Source organism: Gordonia sp. LMA484, assembly GCF_058129505.1.
This window is the reverse complement of record NZ_CM176700.1, coordinates 1,800,041-1,814,218: the sequence shown is the minus strand read 5'-3', so window position 1 is coordinate 1,814,218 and position 14,178 is coordinate 1,800,041. Positions and strand designations below refer to the sequence as shown.

Annotated in this window: 12 protein-coding genes and 2 pseudogenes; 6 read left to right on the top strand and 8 right to left on the bottom strand. The window is 65.1% G+C overall.

Features of this window, described 5'->3' with window-relative positions:
• Positions 1 to 67: 67 nt before the first annotated feature.
• On the top strand, positions 68 to 658 hold the full coding sequence (locus AC4AMJ_RS07770; protein ID WP_489917709.1) for a hypothetical protein: 591 nt from the start codon (positions 68 to 70) through the stop codon (positions 656 to 658).
• Positions 659 to 1,205: 547 nt separating this feature from the next.
• On the opposite strand, the gene AC4AMJ_RS07765 is transcribed toward AC4AMJ_RS07770, so the two are convergent.
• On the bottom strand, positions 1,206 to 1,541 hold the full coding sequence (locus AC4AMJ_RS07765) for a glutaredoxin domain-containing protein (RefSeq protein ID WP_489895535.1): 336 nt from the start codon (positions 1,539 to 1,541) through the stop codon (positions 1,206 to 1,208).
• Positions 1,542 to 1,622: 81 nt separating this feature from the next.
• Positions 1,623 to 2,546: a dienelactone hydrolase family protein gene (locus AC4AMJ_RS07760; RefSeq protein WP_489895533.1), complete on the bottom strand. Its 924-nt coding sequence runs from the start codon at positions 2,544 to 2,546 to the stop codon at positions 1,623 to 1,625.
• Between the two features lie 160 nt (positions 2,547 to 2,706).
• Here AC4AMJ_RS07760 and AC4AMJ_RS07755 point away from each other — a divergent pair, with 160 nt between their 5' ends.
• Entirely contained in the window at positions 2,707 to 3,429 is a 723-nt protein-coding gene (locus AC4AMJ_RS07755; protein WP_489895531.1) for a flavodoxin family protein, read from the top strand.
• 133 nt (positions 3,430 to 3,562) lie between these two features.
• Here the strand turns inward: AC4AMJ_RS07755 and AC4AMJ_RS07750 are convergent, their stop codons facing one another.
• Positions 3,563 to 4,462 (bottom strand): LysR family transcriptional regulator, encoded by a 900-nt coding sequence (locus AC4AMJ_RS07750; RefSeq protein ID WP_489895529.1) that lies wholly within the window; start codon positions 4,460 to 4,462, stop codon positions 3,563 to 3,565.
• 115 nt (positions 4,463 to 4,577) lie between these two features.
• Here AC4AMJ_RS07750 and AC4AMJ_RS07745 point away from each other — a divergent pair.
• A pseudogene (locus tag AC4AMJ_RS07745) lies at positions 4,578 to 5,591 on the top strand (FUSC family protein); the annotation flags it as partial.
• A gap of 108 nt (positions 5,592 to 5,699) precedes the next feature.
• On the opposite strand, the gene AC4AMJ_RS07740 reads toward AC4AMJ_RS07745, so the two are convergent.
• Positions 5,700 to 6,542 carry an SDR family NAD(P)-dependent oxidoreductase gene (locus tag AC4AMJ_RS07740; protein WP_489917708.1) on the bottom strand — a complete coding sequence of 281 codons (843 nt, stop codon included), beginning with the start codon at positions 6,540 to 6,542 and terminating at the stop codon, positions 5,700 to 5,702.
• Positions 6,543 to 6,753: 211 nt separating this feature from the next.
• On the opposite strand from AC4AMJ_RS07740, the gene AC4AMJ_RS07735 reads away from it, so the two are divergent.
• Positions 6,754 to 7,113: a PadR family transcriptional regulator gene (locus tag AC4AMJ_RS07735; RefSeq protein WP_489900891.1), complete on the top strand. Its 360-nt coding sequence runs from the start codon at positions 6,754 to 6,756 to the stop codon at positions 7,111 to 7,113.
• Positions 7,113 to 8,459, top strand: a complete 1,347-nt coding sequence (locus AC4AMJ_RS07730; RefSeq protein ID WP_489917707.1) for a permease prefix domain 1-containing protein — start codon at positions 7,113 to 7,115, stop codon at positions 8,457 to 8,459. The genes AC4AMJ_RS07735 and AC4AMJ_RS07730 overlap by 1 nt, the downstream gene beginning before the upstream one ends.
• 318 nt (positions 8,460 to 8,777) lie before the next feature.
• Here AC4AMJ_RS07730 and AC4AMJ_RS07725 read toward each other — a convergent pair whose 3' ends face one another.
• Positions 8,778 to 10,217, bottom strand: coding sequence for a hypothetical protein (locus tag AC4AMJ_RS07725; protein WP_489917706.1), 1,440 nt, complete (start codon positions 10,215 to 10,217; stop codon positions 8,778 to 8,780).
• Positions 10,218 to 10,470: 253 nt separating this feature from the next.
• On the opposite strand from AC4AMJ_RS07725, the gene AC4AMJ_RS07720 reads away from it, so the two are divergent.
• Positions 10,471 to 11,847 carry an MFS transporter gene (locus AC4AMJ_RS07720; protein WP_489917705.1) on the top strand — a complete coding sequence of 459 codons (1,377 nt, stop codon included), beginning with the start codon at positions 10,471 to 10,473 and terminating at the stop codon, positions 11,845 to 11,847.
• 97 nt (positions 11,848 to 11,944) lie between these two features.
• On the opposite strand, the gene AC4AMJ_RS07715 is transcribed toward AC4AMJ_RS07720, so the two are convergent.
• The 3 genes and pseudogenes from AC4AMJ_RS07715 to AC4AMJ_RS07705 form a co-directional block, all read right to left on the bottom strand.
• Positions 11,945 to 12,799 (bottom strand): helix-turn-helix domain-containing protein, encoded by an 855-nt coding sequence (locus AC4AMJ_RS07715; RefSeq protein WP_489918394.1) that lies wholly within the window; start codon positions 12,797 to 12,799, stop codon positions 11,945 to 11,947.
• Positions 12,798 to 13,088, bottom strand: a pseudogene (locus AC4AMJ_RS07710) (hypothetical protein); the annotation flags it as partial. The gene AC4AMJ_RS07715 and the pseudogene AC4AMJ_RS07710, both read right to left, overlap by 2 nt.
• 1 nt (position 13,089) lies before the next feature.
• Complete coding sequence (locus AC4AMJ_RS07705; RefSeq protein ID WP_489917704.1) at positions 13,090 to 14,154, bottom strand: alcohol dehydrogenase; 1,065 nt, start codon at positions 14,152 to 14,154, stop codon at positions 13,090 to 13,092.
• Positions 14,155 to 14,178 lie beyond the last annotated feature (24 nt).

Below are 14,178 nucleotides of genomic sequence, written 5' to 3'. Positions count from 1 at the left end.
ATTTCGATGTGAAAAGCTTTGTGTCGTACTCTCTTCACCCGTGATCCCCCGCGCTGCCGATGCCCCCATGACCGACGTCACTTCCCGGATATGCGTGTGGTGCTCGTCCGACGACGACGTCGCGGACCTTCGCAATGAACCGCGGTGCGCGCGCTGCCGCGCCGCGGAACAAACCATCGCTGCGGCGCGCGAGTTCGTCGGCTACTACGGTCTGCGACCGTTGGGCGGGTCCGTGGAGTCCGACGACGAGGAAGAGCGCGAGCATCGGGTCGCAGCTCGCGAGGCGTCGGCGGAGCTCACCCGGATCCGAACACACACTCCCCCGCGCCGCACATCGCGGTCTGGGCAGCGTTCCCCCGGATCCGCGCCCACCGCCCCGAAGGCCGATGTGAAGGCGGCGACCGGCAGGGCGCAGAAGGCCACGTCGACGGCGACTCGACCGTCGGACATTTCTCGGCCCGACCGAGCCGAGCTCGCGAGCCGGGCCGAGGGCCTGTTGGCGCAGCTCACCGAGATCGAGGACCGACTTGCTGCCGCGCAGAAGGACGCCGGTCTGGGCGGCAAGGCCAAGGTGTCCGAGCTGACCGCGAAACGTGAGTTCGTGCTGCGGACGCTCGCTGCGTTGGAGAAGGCCAAGCGCGCGCTGGAGCCGGCCTGAAGTCGTCGATGTTGTGTCCGACCCATCGGCCGAGATTCGCATCGATCACTTCCCACATCTGCGGCCGTGCGTCAGCACCCGGCATCGCCGAGGCGATGCCGGAGTCGCCCATGTGGACGACGAAATTGCGCCGCGCAATGCTCTAATCTAGGCACCACTCGGCACCGGCGCCGACCATTTCTTCTCATCACGCAGGAGTAGATGTCACATGAAGCGCGCTCTCGCCACTGTCTTGCTGACCGCAAGTGCCTTGTTCGTCTGTGGAGCGGCACCCGCATCCGCACTCACAATCACCTGCGAGCCCGTTGATTCCGGACCCGCTCTGCCTCCGGGCTACTTCTTCTTCGGCAGCCTCGGTTGCATCCCACAGATCAATCTCTGAACGCCGCCAATTGCGACCACCGCGCGTCCCGAACCGCCATCGGTGGGTTTGCTTCCCGCGACGACGGTGTGCCGCGCGTCGACCTGTCTGACGCGTACTCCACCTGGTGATCTGCCAGTGTTCTCATCATCGAATCATTTGTACGGCGCGCTGATTCGGCTGCCCCTAGCGCTGCAGTAGCGTCCACCACGACTTTCGTGTTGGGCCTCGTTGCTCGCCGAGGAACTCGTGGGTGCGATCGGGAAACTCCGATTCGATGGCGGCGACGACCTGCCGGACACTCGGATTGACCATGACGACCGTCCCGACGAATACTGTCGGAACCGTCTCATCACCGCCGGTGACGTCGCGGACGCGTCCGGCGGCGTTCTCGTCGTCCCAGATGTTGAACTCCGTGGTCGCAATGTCGCGCCGACGCAGACCCCTCCGCAGGCGCACGCAGAAAGGGCAGCCGGGACGCCACAGGACCTCGATGCCGTCGACATGATCAGTGCTGTGCACAGGTCGTCCTTTCTCATTTCGACCCCGACCAAACGACTACCGTTCCGTCGTCGGCAGCCGTGCTGCGGTCTACAACGACCCTCAACCCAGGTGCTCGGCGAACCAATCCTGGAGCCGTTGCCACGCATCGGCGGCGGCCGTCGGGTTGTAGCGCGGCCCGGTGTCGTTGAAGAAGGCGTGTCCGGCGCCCGGCTCCACCACGAGATCGTTCACCATTCCGGCGTTGTCGAGGGCCTGCTGCGCGGTGGCCTGGGTGGCGGTGACCCTGGCGTCTTGTTCGCCGTAGAAACCCAGAACCGCAGCCTGACGGGATCCGGAGAAATCGGGGTTGTCCGGGGCAGGGCCGTAGAACGGCACGGCGGCCGCGACGCGTGGTTCGCCGGCCGCGAGCAGCTGCCAGGTCACTCCACCGCCGAAGCAGAAGCCGACGACGGCGAGCGGTTTGTCGGGTAAGCGGTTGGCGGTCTCGCCGAGGGCGGACCCGACGTCGGCGATCAGCCGTTCGGGGGCGACGTTGCCGAGTGCGGCCGTCGCCGCCGCGGGGTCGTCGAAGGTTGCCGTGCCACCCTCCTCGGACAACAGGTCGACCGCCAGGGCTGAGTAACCCACACCGGCGAGCCGGCCGGCGACCGAGCGGACCCAGTCGTTGAGGCCCTTGTTCTCGTGGATGACCACCACGCCGCCGCGCGGATCGGCGGCGGCCGCCCATGCGCCCTGCAGTTCACCGCGCGGTCCTGCCCAGGTGATCGGCTCGGTGGCCACTGCGGTATCCATTCCAGGTGCGTCCGCGCGGGGACTACCGGTCGTTGTGGCCTTGGGCGCCGGGCTGCTGGGCGACGCAGATCCGCCGTTGTCGTCGCCGGCGCAGGCCGCGAGCAGCGACGATGCGGCGACTGCCGACAAGCCCATCAGTCCTAATCGGCGCAGCGCTTCGCGACGTGTCAGCAGACCGTCGGCGTGATCGGTGGCGATCTCCTCGGCGATGTAGCGATGCAGCGGGCTCACAACCCCAGTATTCTCTCGCGCGTCGGCCGTCGTGCCCGATTTGCGCAGCGGCCCGGTTTCTGGCGAGTGCACGAGTGTCGGTCCGGACTCGGGCCCCGGCAGCGGAATTATCTCCGCAATACTGGCATGTCGCGCGTCCCGGAGCGGGACAATCGGGACCATGTCAGAGCCGAATCCGCCCGCCGACTACAGCGACCTGCGGGCGCTGTTCATCAACTGCACGCTGAAGCCGTCGCCCGAGTTGAGCAACACTCAGGGCCTGATCGATATCAGCACGAGGATCATGGCCGCCCATGGCATTGACGTCGAGGTCGTACGGGCCGTCGACCACGACATCGCCACCGGGGTCTGGCCCGATATGCGCGAGCACGGCGCGGCGACCGACGACTGGCCCCCGATCTTCGAGAAGGTGCTCGCCTCGGAGATCCTCGTCTTGGCTGGACCGATCTGGTTGGGCGACAACAGTTCCGTGATGAAGAAAGTGCACGAACGGCTCTACGGCGGATCACATCTACTCAACGATGCCGGACAGTATTTGTACTACGGCCGAGTGGGCGGGTGCCTCATCACCGGCAACGAGGACGGCATTAAGCACTGCGCACAGAACGTGCTGTACACGCTGCAGCACATCGGCTACACGATCCCGCCCCAGGCCGACGCCGGCTGGATCGGTGAGGCCGGCCCCGGCCCCTCCTACCTCGACCCCGGCTCTGGTGGCCCGGAGAACGATTTCACCAATCGCAACACGACATTCATGACCTGGAACCTGATCCACCTCGCGCGGGTGCTCAAAGATGCCGGCGGTGTCCCCGCGTACGGGAATATCCGTTCGGGCTGGGACGCGGGGTGCCGCTACGATTTCCAGAATCCGGAATACCGGTAGGCCGAGCGCGCCGGTCACCGCAACGCCGACGAATCGCGGATGAAGGTCCTTCATTCGCGATTCGTCGAGAGCGTTCGTCTGAGAAATGGCTTCGACGTCACGATAGGCGATTCCGATCACGGGCAGGCGTGACTCACCCCGGCGGGGACAACCTGGTGGCCACGGCGACCTCCTCGAGCGCCTTCACCAGCACCGACGCCGGGTCTCCGGCGGCCCGGACCAGCGCGATGCGGCCGCCGAGCGGGGCGCCGTCGAGTTCGAAGACGCGCCGGGTGCCCTCTGTGGACCGGGCATCGGCCCAGGCGCGTGGGACGATGGTCGCCCACCCGCCGTGGTCGACCATGGCAAGCAGCGTGGCGATCGAATCGGCCTCGAGACGCGGTGAGATGGTCACCGCATGCTGCGCGGCGACCTCCTCGATACGATCGCGGCCGCGCATCCCTCTGTGCAGCAGGCACATCGGCAACTCGCAGATGTCCCGCCAGGTGACCGGTCCGGTCACCCCGGCGATCAGATCCTCGGCGACGAGGAGCACGTGGTGGTCGTCGTAGATGCTTGTGGTGACCAGACCCGCGGTATCGGTACCGTCGATGTAGACAACCCCCGCGTCGAGCTCGAATCGGTTTATCCGCTCGATGATCTCGTCGGAGCGCAACGCTGTTTCCAGTCGCAGACGCACCAGTGGATGCGTGGCACAGAATGGTCCGATGAGGTCGGCGACGCTGGTGGTCGCGGTCGGAATCGCGCCGATCCGTATCTCGCCCGTGAGGCCCGTGTGCATTGCCGCCACCTCGTGTTCGAGGGAATCACGTTCGGCGAGGATGCGCCGAGCACCCAGGACGAGCCGTTCTCCCTCGGGAGTCAGGCCCTCGAAACTCGATCCCCGCCGCACCAGCGGCACCCCGAGTTCCCGTTCGAGTTTGCGGATGGCCTCCGACAGTGCCGGTTGTGACACATAGCAGGCAGCGGCGGCGCGGGCGAAATGTTGCTCCCGCGCGAGCGCGACGAAGTATTCGAGCTGACGAAACAGCATGAAACCGTTCTACCACGGGCGATAGGCGCCGCCGATCGGCTCAGTTGGGTTATCACTTGGACGTGGTGTCGCCTGATGGCGGAACATTTGTCGAGGAGTTGCGCATCGGGCGCACATGAGCCGCAGACACATCGGTGACGCCGGATGGGAGAACGACGATCTCGTGGAAGCACTCACGATGCCCACGGCCATTCGGCCCGACACCGCCGACAGACGCCATGCCATGCGCGTCGCAGTCGGACTCGCGGTCCCCGGGGTCGCGTTGCTGGCCGCGGGGCGCCCAGAGCTGATGGTCTACGCCGCGTTCGGATCATTTGCGGGAATGTACGGACGATCCTGCACCGGTGGGCAACGCATCGGCCAGCAGGTCCGGGCAGCGGTGCTCTTGACCGCGGGGGTGTCGCTCGGCGTTCTACTGGGCTCGTCGTCGGCGTTGATGTGGGTGGTGGTCGTCGTCGGCGTCGTGTTCGCCGCTTCGGCCTCGGTGATCGCCGACGCACTGGAGCTGCGGCCGGCCGGGCCGTTCTTCTTCCTTTTCGCGCTCGGTGCCACTGCCACCGTTCCGCCGTCTCTGGCGGCTCCGCCCTCCGCGATCGGGATCTGCGTGGCCGCGGCGGCGTTGTCGCTGGTGATCGGACTCGTCGGGGCGCCTCGGAACGCCCACACGACGCACCGCGCACGTCGGCGACTGCCGCGTGGTTCGCTCGTGCACGCGGCGCGATACGCCGTCGCGGTGGGTGCCGCGGGTGGGCTCGGAATGTTCTTCGGCTTCGATCACGTGAACTGGGCGATGGCGTCGGCAGCCGTCCCGCTGGGGGCGATGGACGTCGGGCGCCCGTCCGAACGCGAGGTTCGACTCGTGCTGGTCCGCGCGATCCACCGTACCGAAGGGACGTTCGCGGGTCTGGTCGCGACTGCCATCCTGCTGACCTGTGATCTCGGGCCGAGCATCCTCGCTGCGATCATGATGACGCTGCTGTTCCCGACCGAACTGTTCATGACACGCCACTACGCCGTGGCGATCGGCTTCTTCACCCCGCTCGTCATGCTGATGACTGAACTCGCTGATCCCGGCGACGCAACAGCGCTGTTGGTGGCGCGCGGGATCGATACGGTGATCGGTGTCGTGGTGGGAGTGGCGGCCGCAGTGCTCGTTCGCGGGCATCGGCAAAACGCGAAGCGACCGCCGGTGAGGGGAAGGCGGATGGCCGACCGAGCGACCTTCCGTCGTCGCGCGTCAGTCGCCGCGAGCCATGGCAATCATGCCCTTGAGGGTCAGACCGGCTGTGGCGCCTCCGTCGACGAGGATGTCGGTGCCGGTGAGGTACCCCGGTTCCTCGCTCGCCGTGAAGGCCAGAACGGCGGCGGCCTCCTCGGGAGTGCCGAATCGTTTGAGTGCGGCGTACTGGACGAGTTTGCCGGAGCCGGACTTCTCCTCGAGCCGCCCCATCGCGGTATCAAATGATCCAGGCGAGACCGACAGGATGCGTGCGCCTTTCGCGCCGAAAGCGGCAGCCATCTGCCGGGAATACCAGATGACGAACGCCTTGCTCGTGCTGTACGCGCCCCCTGGACGGGCCGAGTTGGGCAACAGTTTCGCCGACCGTTCGATCTTCTCGGCGAACTTCGTGACATCGGTCATGGCCAGCTTGAAGGTCCGGGTGGGCTGGAGAAACCCGGGGGTCATATGCCCGGCGATCGAGGCGACGTTGACGATCGCGTCCGTATCCCCGGCGAGCCGGAGATACGACTCGCAGACGTTGACCGTACCGACGGCGTTGATGCGGGCGATGAACGCTGCATCGCCCATCTGGGGCGAGACGCCGGCGGCGTGGACGACCGCACGAACATGACCACCGGACTCGGCCTCATCGAACAGGGCGTCCACCGATGCGCGGTCGGTGATGTCGGATTTCGCCGCACTCGCGTCGATACCGAGCGCGGTCAGCTCTTCGACCGCGGCGTCGAGGCGTTCTTGGTCCACATCGGCGATCACGATCCGATGGTCGCCGCCCATCAACTTTGCAGTGGCCAGTCCCATCCCACCGGCGCCACCCGTGATCACCGCGGTCTTCGTCATCGTGGTCCCCTGATCCGGCATCGGCGTCCACCGGCACCCGAGCCGGCATCCTCACACTAACCAGCATTCCCGACTGAGTGTCATGACCGAAAAGTTCGGAACCGACCGGTCGACATCGGCCATCCCACCGCACCTCGTCGCCGATGGCCAGGGTCCGTGACGACCGATACCTAGAGCTGCTACCCTCACTGTTCTAGGTATGGGAGCGCAGATGTTCATCGACAAGGACCTCGTGGCGGCCTCGGCGACCCCGCTGGTGCTCGGAATTCTCGCCGACGGCGAGTCTTATGGCTATGCGATCCTGAAGCGGGTCAACGAACTCTCCGGCGGGCAGATGCAGTGGACGGATGGGATGTTGTATCCCCTGCTGCATCGCTTGGAGAGGCTGGGCTTCGTGTCGGCGTCGTGGGGCGTCTCGGACAGCGGCCGTCGCCGCAAACACTATGCGATCAGCGCCGCAGGCCTCGAGATGCTGGCCGAACGGCGCGCTCAGTGGGATGTCGTGGCCGATGCCCTCGATCAGGTGTGGCGGAGCGTCCAGCTGCCACCGGCTGCCGAGGGGTGGACCTGATGGAAGCTGACTCCGGCCTGGAATCGCAGATCGGACAGTGGCGCGGCTTCGTCGAACGTCACCGTGCGATATCGGCCGATGACGTCGACGAGATGGAAGACCATCTGCGTGACCAGATCTCAGACTTGTCCGCCGGCGGGCTGATGGCCGATGAGGCGTTTCTCGTCGCGGTCAAACGCATGGGCGACGTCAACGCCATATCGCGTGAGTTCGCGCGCGAGCATTCTGATCGCCTCTGGAAACAGCTCGTGCTGATGCCCGAGCCTGCCGACGCCGAAGGCCGCCGTCCCCAGGGCGAACTGATGGTGACAATCGGGCTCGCAGGCGCTGCGGCGATCGCTCTGAAGATCGGTTCGGCGACACTCGCAGACGACGTATTCGCCCGCAATGCGAGCCTTTTCGTGCTGCCCTTCCTCGCGGCATACTTCGCCTGGAAGCGGCAGATGACACCGCGCGGCGCCGCGGCGTTGCTGCTGCCGTTCGCGGTTGCCGCGATCGTACTGAACGTGTACCCCTTCGCCGCGGAGGGTGCGACGGAAGTGATTGCGGCGCTGCACGCGCCGATCGCGCTGTGGTTCGTCGTCGGTATCGCGTATGTCGGTGGCCAATGGCGATCCGACCGGCGGCGAATGGATTTCATTCGATTCACCGGAGAATGGCTGGTCTATCTCGTCCTGCTCGGTCTCGGCGGCGGGGTCTTGATCGCGCTCACGATCCAGGCCTTCGACGCTCTCGGCATGGATGTCGAGTGGGCGGCCGAGGGTTGGATCGTGCCGTTCGGCGCGGCAGGCGCGATGATCATCGCCGCATGGCTGGTGGAGGCCAAACAGAATGTGGTGGAGAACATCGCCCCCGTGCTCACACGAGTGTTCACCCCGCTGACGACTCTCATGCTGCTGGTGTTACTGGTCGCGCTCGCGATGAAGGGCAGCGTCGTCGATGTCGACCGCAACCTGCTGATCCTGATGGACGTCATCCTCGTTCTCGTTTTCGGATTGCTGTTGTACGCCATCTCGGCCCGCGACCCGCTGCTGGCGCCCAATGTGTTCGACCGTCTGCAACTGGTCCTGGTCGGCAGTGCTCTGGCGGTCGACGCGCTCATGCTGGTCGTCATGCTCAGCAGGATCGCGGAGTGGGGTTTCACCCCCAACAAGGCGGCCGCACTCGGCATGAACGTCGTCCTGCTGGTCAACCTCAGCTGGTCGGCATGGCTGCTCCTCGGTTTCCTCCGCGGCCGCTGTGGATTCAGCGCGATGGAAGGTTGGCAGACGCGCTATCTGCCGGTCTTCGGCATCTGGGCGGCTCTCGTGGTGGTCTGTCTCCCACCGATCTTCGACTTTGTGTGAACGAGGTCGGAACGGGGACAGAGTCAGTCAATGATCGCGCGAACCGCCGTTCCACTGCATCGGCGATGTTTGCTGTCGGTGGTCCCGTAGACGCCTGACCCGCAGTTCGCCGACCACCAGGAGGCGTGATGGCTACCCCAGACGATGGTCAACCCCACGTCCGGCTACGGCCGCTCGGCACAGCGCGACCGTGCCGGGCGCGGCCTCCACCGAGTCAGCGGGTCGCGGGCTTCGGGCGACCATCAGGCAGAACGCCGACCTCGTACGAACGCAGCAGTTAGATCGGAAATGGATTCATACGAATGCGGAACTCATCGGTCAGGCGCCGGATCCACCAGGCGTCACCCCGCCCAGTCCCTCGTGGACCCTCCGCAGCTCCTCCTCGACACGACCACGCAGAACGCGCTCCCTTTCTTCACTCGCTTGCGGATGCAGTTCCGCCACCATGTCCGCCACGAGCCGCCGCAACGCGCTGCCATCGCTGTGCTCGGCCTCTCGTAGAGCCGGTTCAACGCGGTGTCGAAGATGTTCGGGCATCAGTTGGGTCAGTTGCCGCTGATGGTTCTCGAGCTTGGACTCTGGATCGGTGGTCCCGTGTTCGGGTTGTCCCCACAATCCTGGATGTAGGTAGCGGCCTTTCTCCGCTGCGGGCTTGTCACCCTCCACGGTGAGTCGGTGAGCGGCGGCCCACCTGTCCTTTCGTGTTCCGGTCACCTGCCAGGAGACCCGGACCTTCGGTCGGTCGGTCTTGATGACGAATCGGTTGTCCGCGATCTGCTGCGCCACGATGGCCTGCGCAAATTCGCCGATGACAGTCAGCTGGTACCGAAAGTCCTCGTTGAGTGCCTCGAAGTAGTCGGGAAGCTCGACACTGGCCGCGCCGTCGTCGTCGGTGCTGATGTTGCCGCTGTACACGTTCAGCATGTCCGGGCTCTCGACAAACGAATGCCTGAGGTACTTGTTGGTCGGATCGCTTGGATGGTCGATCTCGAAACCGCCGCCCGCCTTGGAGACGAAGCCCGTGACGCGGACGTCGCCGAAGAAGGTCCCGGCATAGCCGCTCGGGTTCTCGCCGACGATCCCGGCGGCGGCGGGGTCGGTGGACGTGGAAACCCCGTGGACCCCACCACCTCTTCCCTCGCCGCGCACACCGAAGCGGGTGAAGCTGTGACCTTCCACGCCGTCGCCCAGGACGCTTTCGCCGAAGACCCCGGTACCCGCGTCCTCCGAGAAGTGGAGCCCGAAGGTGCCGTAACCCGAGCCGGTCGTGACGCCGACGACGCCGCTGTTGGATTGACTCTTTCCGCGTACGCCCAGGCCGCTGCCGGCGCGGCCTTCGACGGCGACCGCGTTGCGGCCGCCGAAGGTCTCGCCCTGCACACCGTACGTGGCGCCACTCCCGTGCACGCCACCGCCGCGAACGCTCGATCCACGGACTCCCGTGGCGCTGCCGACAAAACCCGTCACCCCGTTACCCTCGGCGACACTGGAGCCGAAGACCCCCGAGGCTCCGCCCTCCTGCGAGAACGTGACGCCGAGGATGCCGGTCGCGTTCTGGCTGCGGCCGTACACTCCGAGACTGTCGACACCATGTCCTTCCACGCCGGCGGTGCCGGTCGGCGGGTTGAACTCCCCCGCCGGGAGAACTCCGCTCGTACCCAAAACTCCTGCGCCAGTGTCGGAGTCACCCCACACCCCACAGGGGTCGGTGGGTGATTGTCCACTGTGCGCTGGTTCGAAACCTTCCACACGAGCCATGACTTCCTCCTCAACAGATCAGTCGTGCTCTTGTTGATTACGCTGAAAAAACCTTTCTACCGTTCGTATTTGAGAAATTCGAAACACTCTCCAGCGTGGCACTGACCAACCATCTTGTGAAGTAGCCAATCGATATACGTTGCCATGGCGCCATCTGGTTCCCAATCGACGAGGACCTGTTTCAGATCGGAACAACTGTGACCGGGCCCTCACTCCTAGCTTTGAATCACCCCCGTTACAACTAGGAGAATCAATGAAAAGCTCATCGTCGCCGGTGATGACTCCCCGGCGCGCTGCGACTGCCGCACTGCTCGGCAGTGCGCTGGAGTACTACGACTTCTTCATCTATGGCGCTGCAGCCGCCCTGGTGTTCAATGTGCTGTTCTTCCCCTCGGGTGACCCCGCGGTGGCTTTGATCGCGTCATTCGCCACGTTCGCGGTGGGATACGTCGCCCGGCCGGTCGGGGCGGTCGTGATGGGTCACTACGGAGATCGTCTCGGGCGCAAACGAGTCATGCTGGCGACGGTGCTGATGATGGGTGCCGCATCCTTCGCCATCGGCTGCCTTCCGACCTTCGGTCAGGTCGGAGCTCTCGCTCCTGCTCTGTTGGTGGCACTACGTTTCGTGCAGGGCTTCTCGGCCGGAGCCGAATCGGCAGGGGCATCGACGCTCACGGTGGAGCATTCGCCGGCGGGCCGCCGTGGCTTCTTCGCGAGCTTCGTCATGGTCGGCTACGCGGTGGGCAATTCGTTGGCAACGGTGGTCTTCCTGCCTGTTGCACTGTTGCCTGATGATGCGCTCTACGCCTGGGGCTGGCGTGTTCCGTTCTGGCTCAGCGCAGCTGTCGTGGTCATCACCTACTACGTGCGCAGCCGCCTCGATGAAACCCCTGCGTTCGTCGAGGCCAAGAGTGCCGATCAGGTGCGCAGACGACCGCTCCGTGACGTCTTCACATACCATCGTCGCGACGTGATCTGCGTTGCCGGGGCGACTCTCATGGCTTCGATTCAAACGCTGTTCTCGGTGTTCAGCCTTTCGTACGCAACATCAGCAGGCGTGGACAAGGGAGCGATGCTTGCGATCATCTCCGCTGCAATCGCGTTGACCATCATCGGGATTCCCGCGGCCGGGCATCTGTCGGACAAGATCGGCCGGAAGCCGGCGATGCTGATCTCTTGTGGCGGATGCGGGTTGAGCATCTTCGGGTACCTGTGGGCAATCTCGTCGGCAAACGTGCCGTTGATCGCGGTGTTCGCTTTCATCAACATGACACTGTTCTTCACGTGCTACAACGGTGTCTGGACGTCGTTCTTCCCCGAACAGTTCTCGGCCCCAGTACGATTCACCGGGATGGCCGTCAGTAACCAACTGGGCAACCTCCTCGCCGGATTCGCACCGCTGATCGCCGCGGTCATCCTCGCAGAGGGCCCTTCCGGATGGGTGCCGGTCGCAGTGTTCGGAGCAGTCGCCACAGCGATCGCAGCTCTGGCAGTCGCTGCAATGCGCGAGACATACCTGACTCCAACCGAACTACTCGGTGGGCGGAGCAGGACCGAACTGCTCGGCGAGGCGGCAGCCGATTCGGTTGTCGTGCCGGTCGAGGGCCCCGCTTCTGCGCTCAGAGGTTGATACGCCCGATCGTGATGCGAGAGCTCCGGCAGCGCTTCCCGCTGTCGGAGCTCGCGTGGTGCGGCCACGGCGGGCGCATACTCACCTGTGACAACTCCTAAGAGTTGATCTTCAGGGCACGCATTTTCCGGTAAAGGGTTGTTCGACCGATTCCCAGCAACTCTGCGGCACGGGATCTGTTACCGCCGGCGTCGCTGAGCGCGGCACTGATTGCATCTCGCTCGGCCTGTTCGTAGCGGCTGAACGGGGTGGGCCGGACATCGCGTTCGTCGCTCGGAGAGCCGATCCGAACAGGTTGATCATCGGCGTCTTCTCGGTCCGCTCCGTCAGTCTCGGTGAACTCCAGAGCGAAGATCGCATCGGCTCCCGATCGACCCAGCCGGCGCACGATAGCCTGCGCGCCGAGCAACGGGAGTTCGAGCTGGAGACGGTCCTGATCCCAGTGCTGCTTGCGGAGCGTGTCCCAGAGGCGGGCGTGGGCATCGGCGTCGAAGTGGGCGAGCGCGGGAAGGTCGGTCATCACCGTTCCCGAATTCATGACCAGGACGGGGTGCGTGGATGACCGGAAACTGCGATAAGTCCGGGCGAGTTCGAGGTCTCGCGAATCCGCCATCAGTTCGAGCGCCTCGGAGATCTCGTGTCCGGCCAGGCGGACCATGGCGACCATCAGCGGACTTGCGGAGTCGACGTGGGAGGCGATGGACAGCGAACCCACTATCCGGCCGGTGATCGGATGTCTGATCGGTGCGCCGGCGCAGGCCAGGCTGGACAAGCCGTCGTTGAAGTGTTCGCTGCCGCGGACGAAGACGACTCCTCTCGATTCGATGGGTGTGCCCAGGCCATTGGTACCGAGGGCCTGTTCGGAGAAGTCGAAACCCTCTGCGGCATTGGCTTTTGTCGAGTGCCTTCTGGTCTTGGGCGTCCACGATTCGGCGAGACACGATCCGGCCATCGCCATCGGCGAGGAAGAGTGTCATCCGCGAGTCGCTGAGATTGGTCTGCCACTGGTCGAGGATCCGGCCGGCGGCGCGGAGGATGGAACTGTCGGGATCGATCTCACCCATGACGTGGGGGCCGGTACCCGGATCCACCTGGAGCGAAACCGACCGTCGCCAACTCTGTTCGATCTCTGTGGCGACCAGCGAGGCAGGAACGGAGGCGTGCAGAAGTCCCTTGGTCAGCAACTGCTCACGCGCACTCCGTATCGCATCTTCGCGATCGAACCGATCCTGCCTCACCATGTCAGTGTGATGCAGACAACACAATGCGTCCAGCGACTCCCCCGGCGGTCAACTCATCGAGAGCCCGGGACACCTCTGGCGCCGACAGCGGACGCTCGACGAGCGGAATGTCAGGCAAAGAACCGCCCTGTGCCACCTTCACCAGAGCTCTGAGCTGCGCCAATGTGCCCACGAAGCTGCCTTCGACGCGGACCATCCGCAAGGCCAGGAGCGCAGTGGGGACCGTGACCTCGCCGCCGAACAAGCCGACCTGAATCATGATGCCACCCTTGATCAGCACATCGAACGCGGCGGTCGCCGTCTCCCCGTTGTTGACGAAGTCGATCACGGCGCCGGCGGGGCCACCGGCGGACCGGCGGATACTCCCCGCGTCCGTGTCAGGTCCGGACAGCACCGTGGTGGTGGCGCCCATATCGCGCGCGAGCGTCAGGTTCTGCTCGGACCTGTCGACGACGCAGATGTTGCCGTGGCCGCGTGCCCGTAGCAACGCGATCGCGGTCAGACCAAGACCGCCGGCACCGAAGACCACGACCGGCTCGTTCGAGTCGAGCGGCAGGATCTTGTCCACCGCGCTGTACGCAGTGAGGCCGGAACACGCGAGAGTGGCGGCCCAGCTGTAGTCGAGGCCGGCGATGTCGACGAGATACTTCTCGTCGGGGACGACGATGTACTCGGCATACCCGCCGTGGCGCGCCACGCCGAGGTTCTGCCCGGCGACGCACTTGTTGTCCTCGCCGCCGCGGCACCGGCGGCAATCGCCGCAACCGATCCACGGGTAGACGAGCCGAACATCGCCCTTCACGACACCTCGGACGTCGTCGCCCACCTCGTCGACCACACCCACAACTTCGTGACCGAGCACCATCGGATAAGGGATTCCGCGGTCCTTCATATTCATGACACCTCGGCTTCCGAGGTCGTATCCGCCGGCTCGCAGATGGGTATCGGTGTGGCACACGCCCGCACGACACACTCTCAGGAGCACCTCTCGGCCGGTGGGCTCGGGTGTCGGCAGGGTCAGGTCATGGATAGTGGGGTCGTCGGGCTGTAGGGCGAATGATTGCATGCGAGACAGTCTCTTTCGTGTGTC

Bases quoted from the DNA above. Each gene is read 5' to 3' on its own strand.
- AC4AMJ_RS07770 (WP_489917709.1), top strand. From the start codon at position 68: ATGACCGACGTCACTTCCCGGATATGCGTGTGGTGCTCGTCCGACGAC.
- AC4AMJ_RS07755 (WP_489895531.1), top strand. From the start codon at position 2,707: ATGTCAGAGCCGAATCCGCCCGCCGACTACAGCGACCTGCGGGCGCTG.
- AC4AMJ_RS07750 (WP_489895529.1), bottom strand. From the start codon at position 4,462: ATGCTGTTTCGTCAGCTCGAATACTTCGTCGCGCTCGCGCGGGAGCAA.
- AC4AMJ_RS07740 (WP_489917708.1), bottom strand. From the start codon at position 6,542: ATGACGAAGACCGCGGTGATCACGGGTGGCGCCGGTGGGATGGGACTG.
- AC4AMJ_RS07735 (WP_489900891.1), top strand. From the start codon at position 6,754: ATGTTCATCGACAAGGACCTCGTGGCGGCCTCGGCGACCCCGCTGGTG.
- AC4AMJ_RS07730 (WP_489917707.1), top strand. From the start codon at position 7,113: ATGGAAGCTGACTCCGGCCTGGAATCGCAGATCGGACAGTGGCGCGGC.
- AC4AMJ_RS07725 (WP_489917706.1), bottom strand. From the start codon at position 10,217: ATGGCTCGTGTGGAAGGTTTCGAACCAGCGCACAGTGGACAATCACCC.
- AC4AMJ_RS07720 (WP_489917705.1), top strand. From the start codon at position 10,471: ATGAAAAGCTCATCGTCGCCGGTGATGACTCCCCGGCGCGCTGCGACT.
- AC4AMJ_RS07715 (WP_489918394.1), bottom strand. From the start codon at position 12,799: ATGGCCGGATCGTGTCTCGCCGAATCGTGGACGCCCAAGACCAGAAGG.
- AC4AMJ_RS07705 (WP_489917704.1), bottom strand. From the start codon at position 14,154: ATGCAATCATTCGCCCTACAGCCCGACGACCCCACTATCCATGACCTG.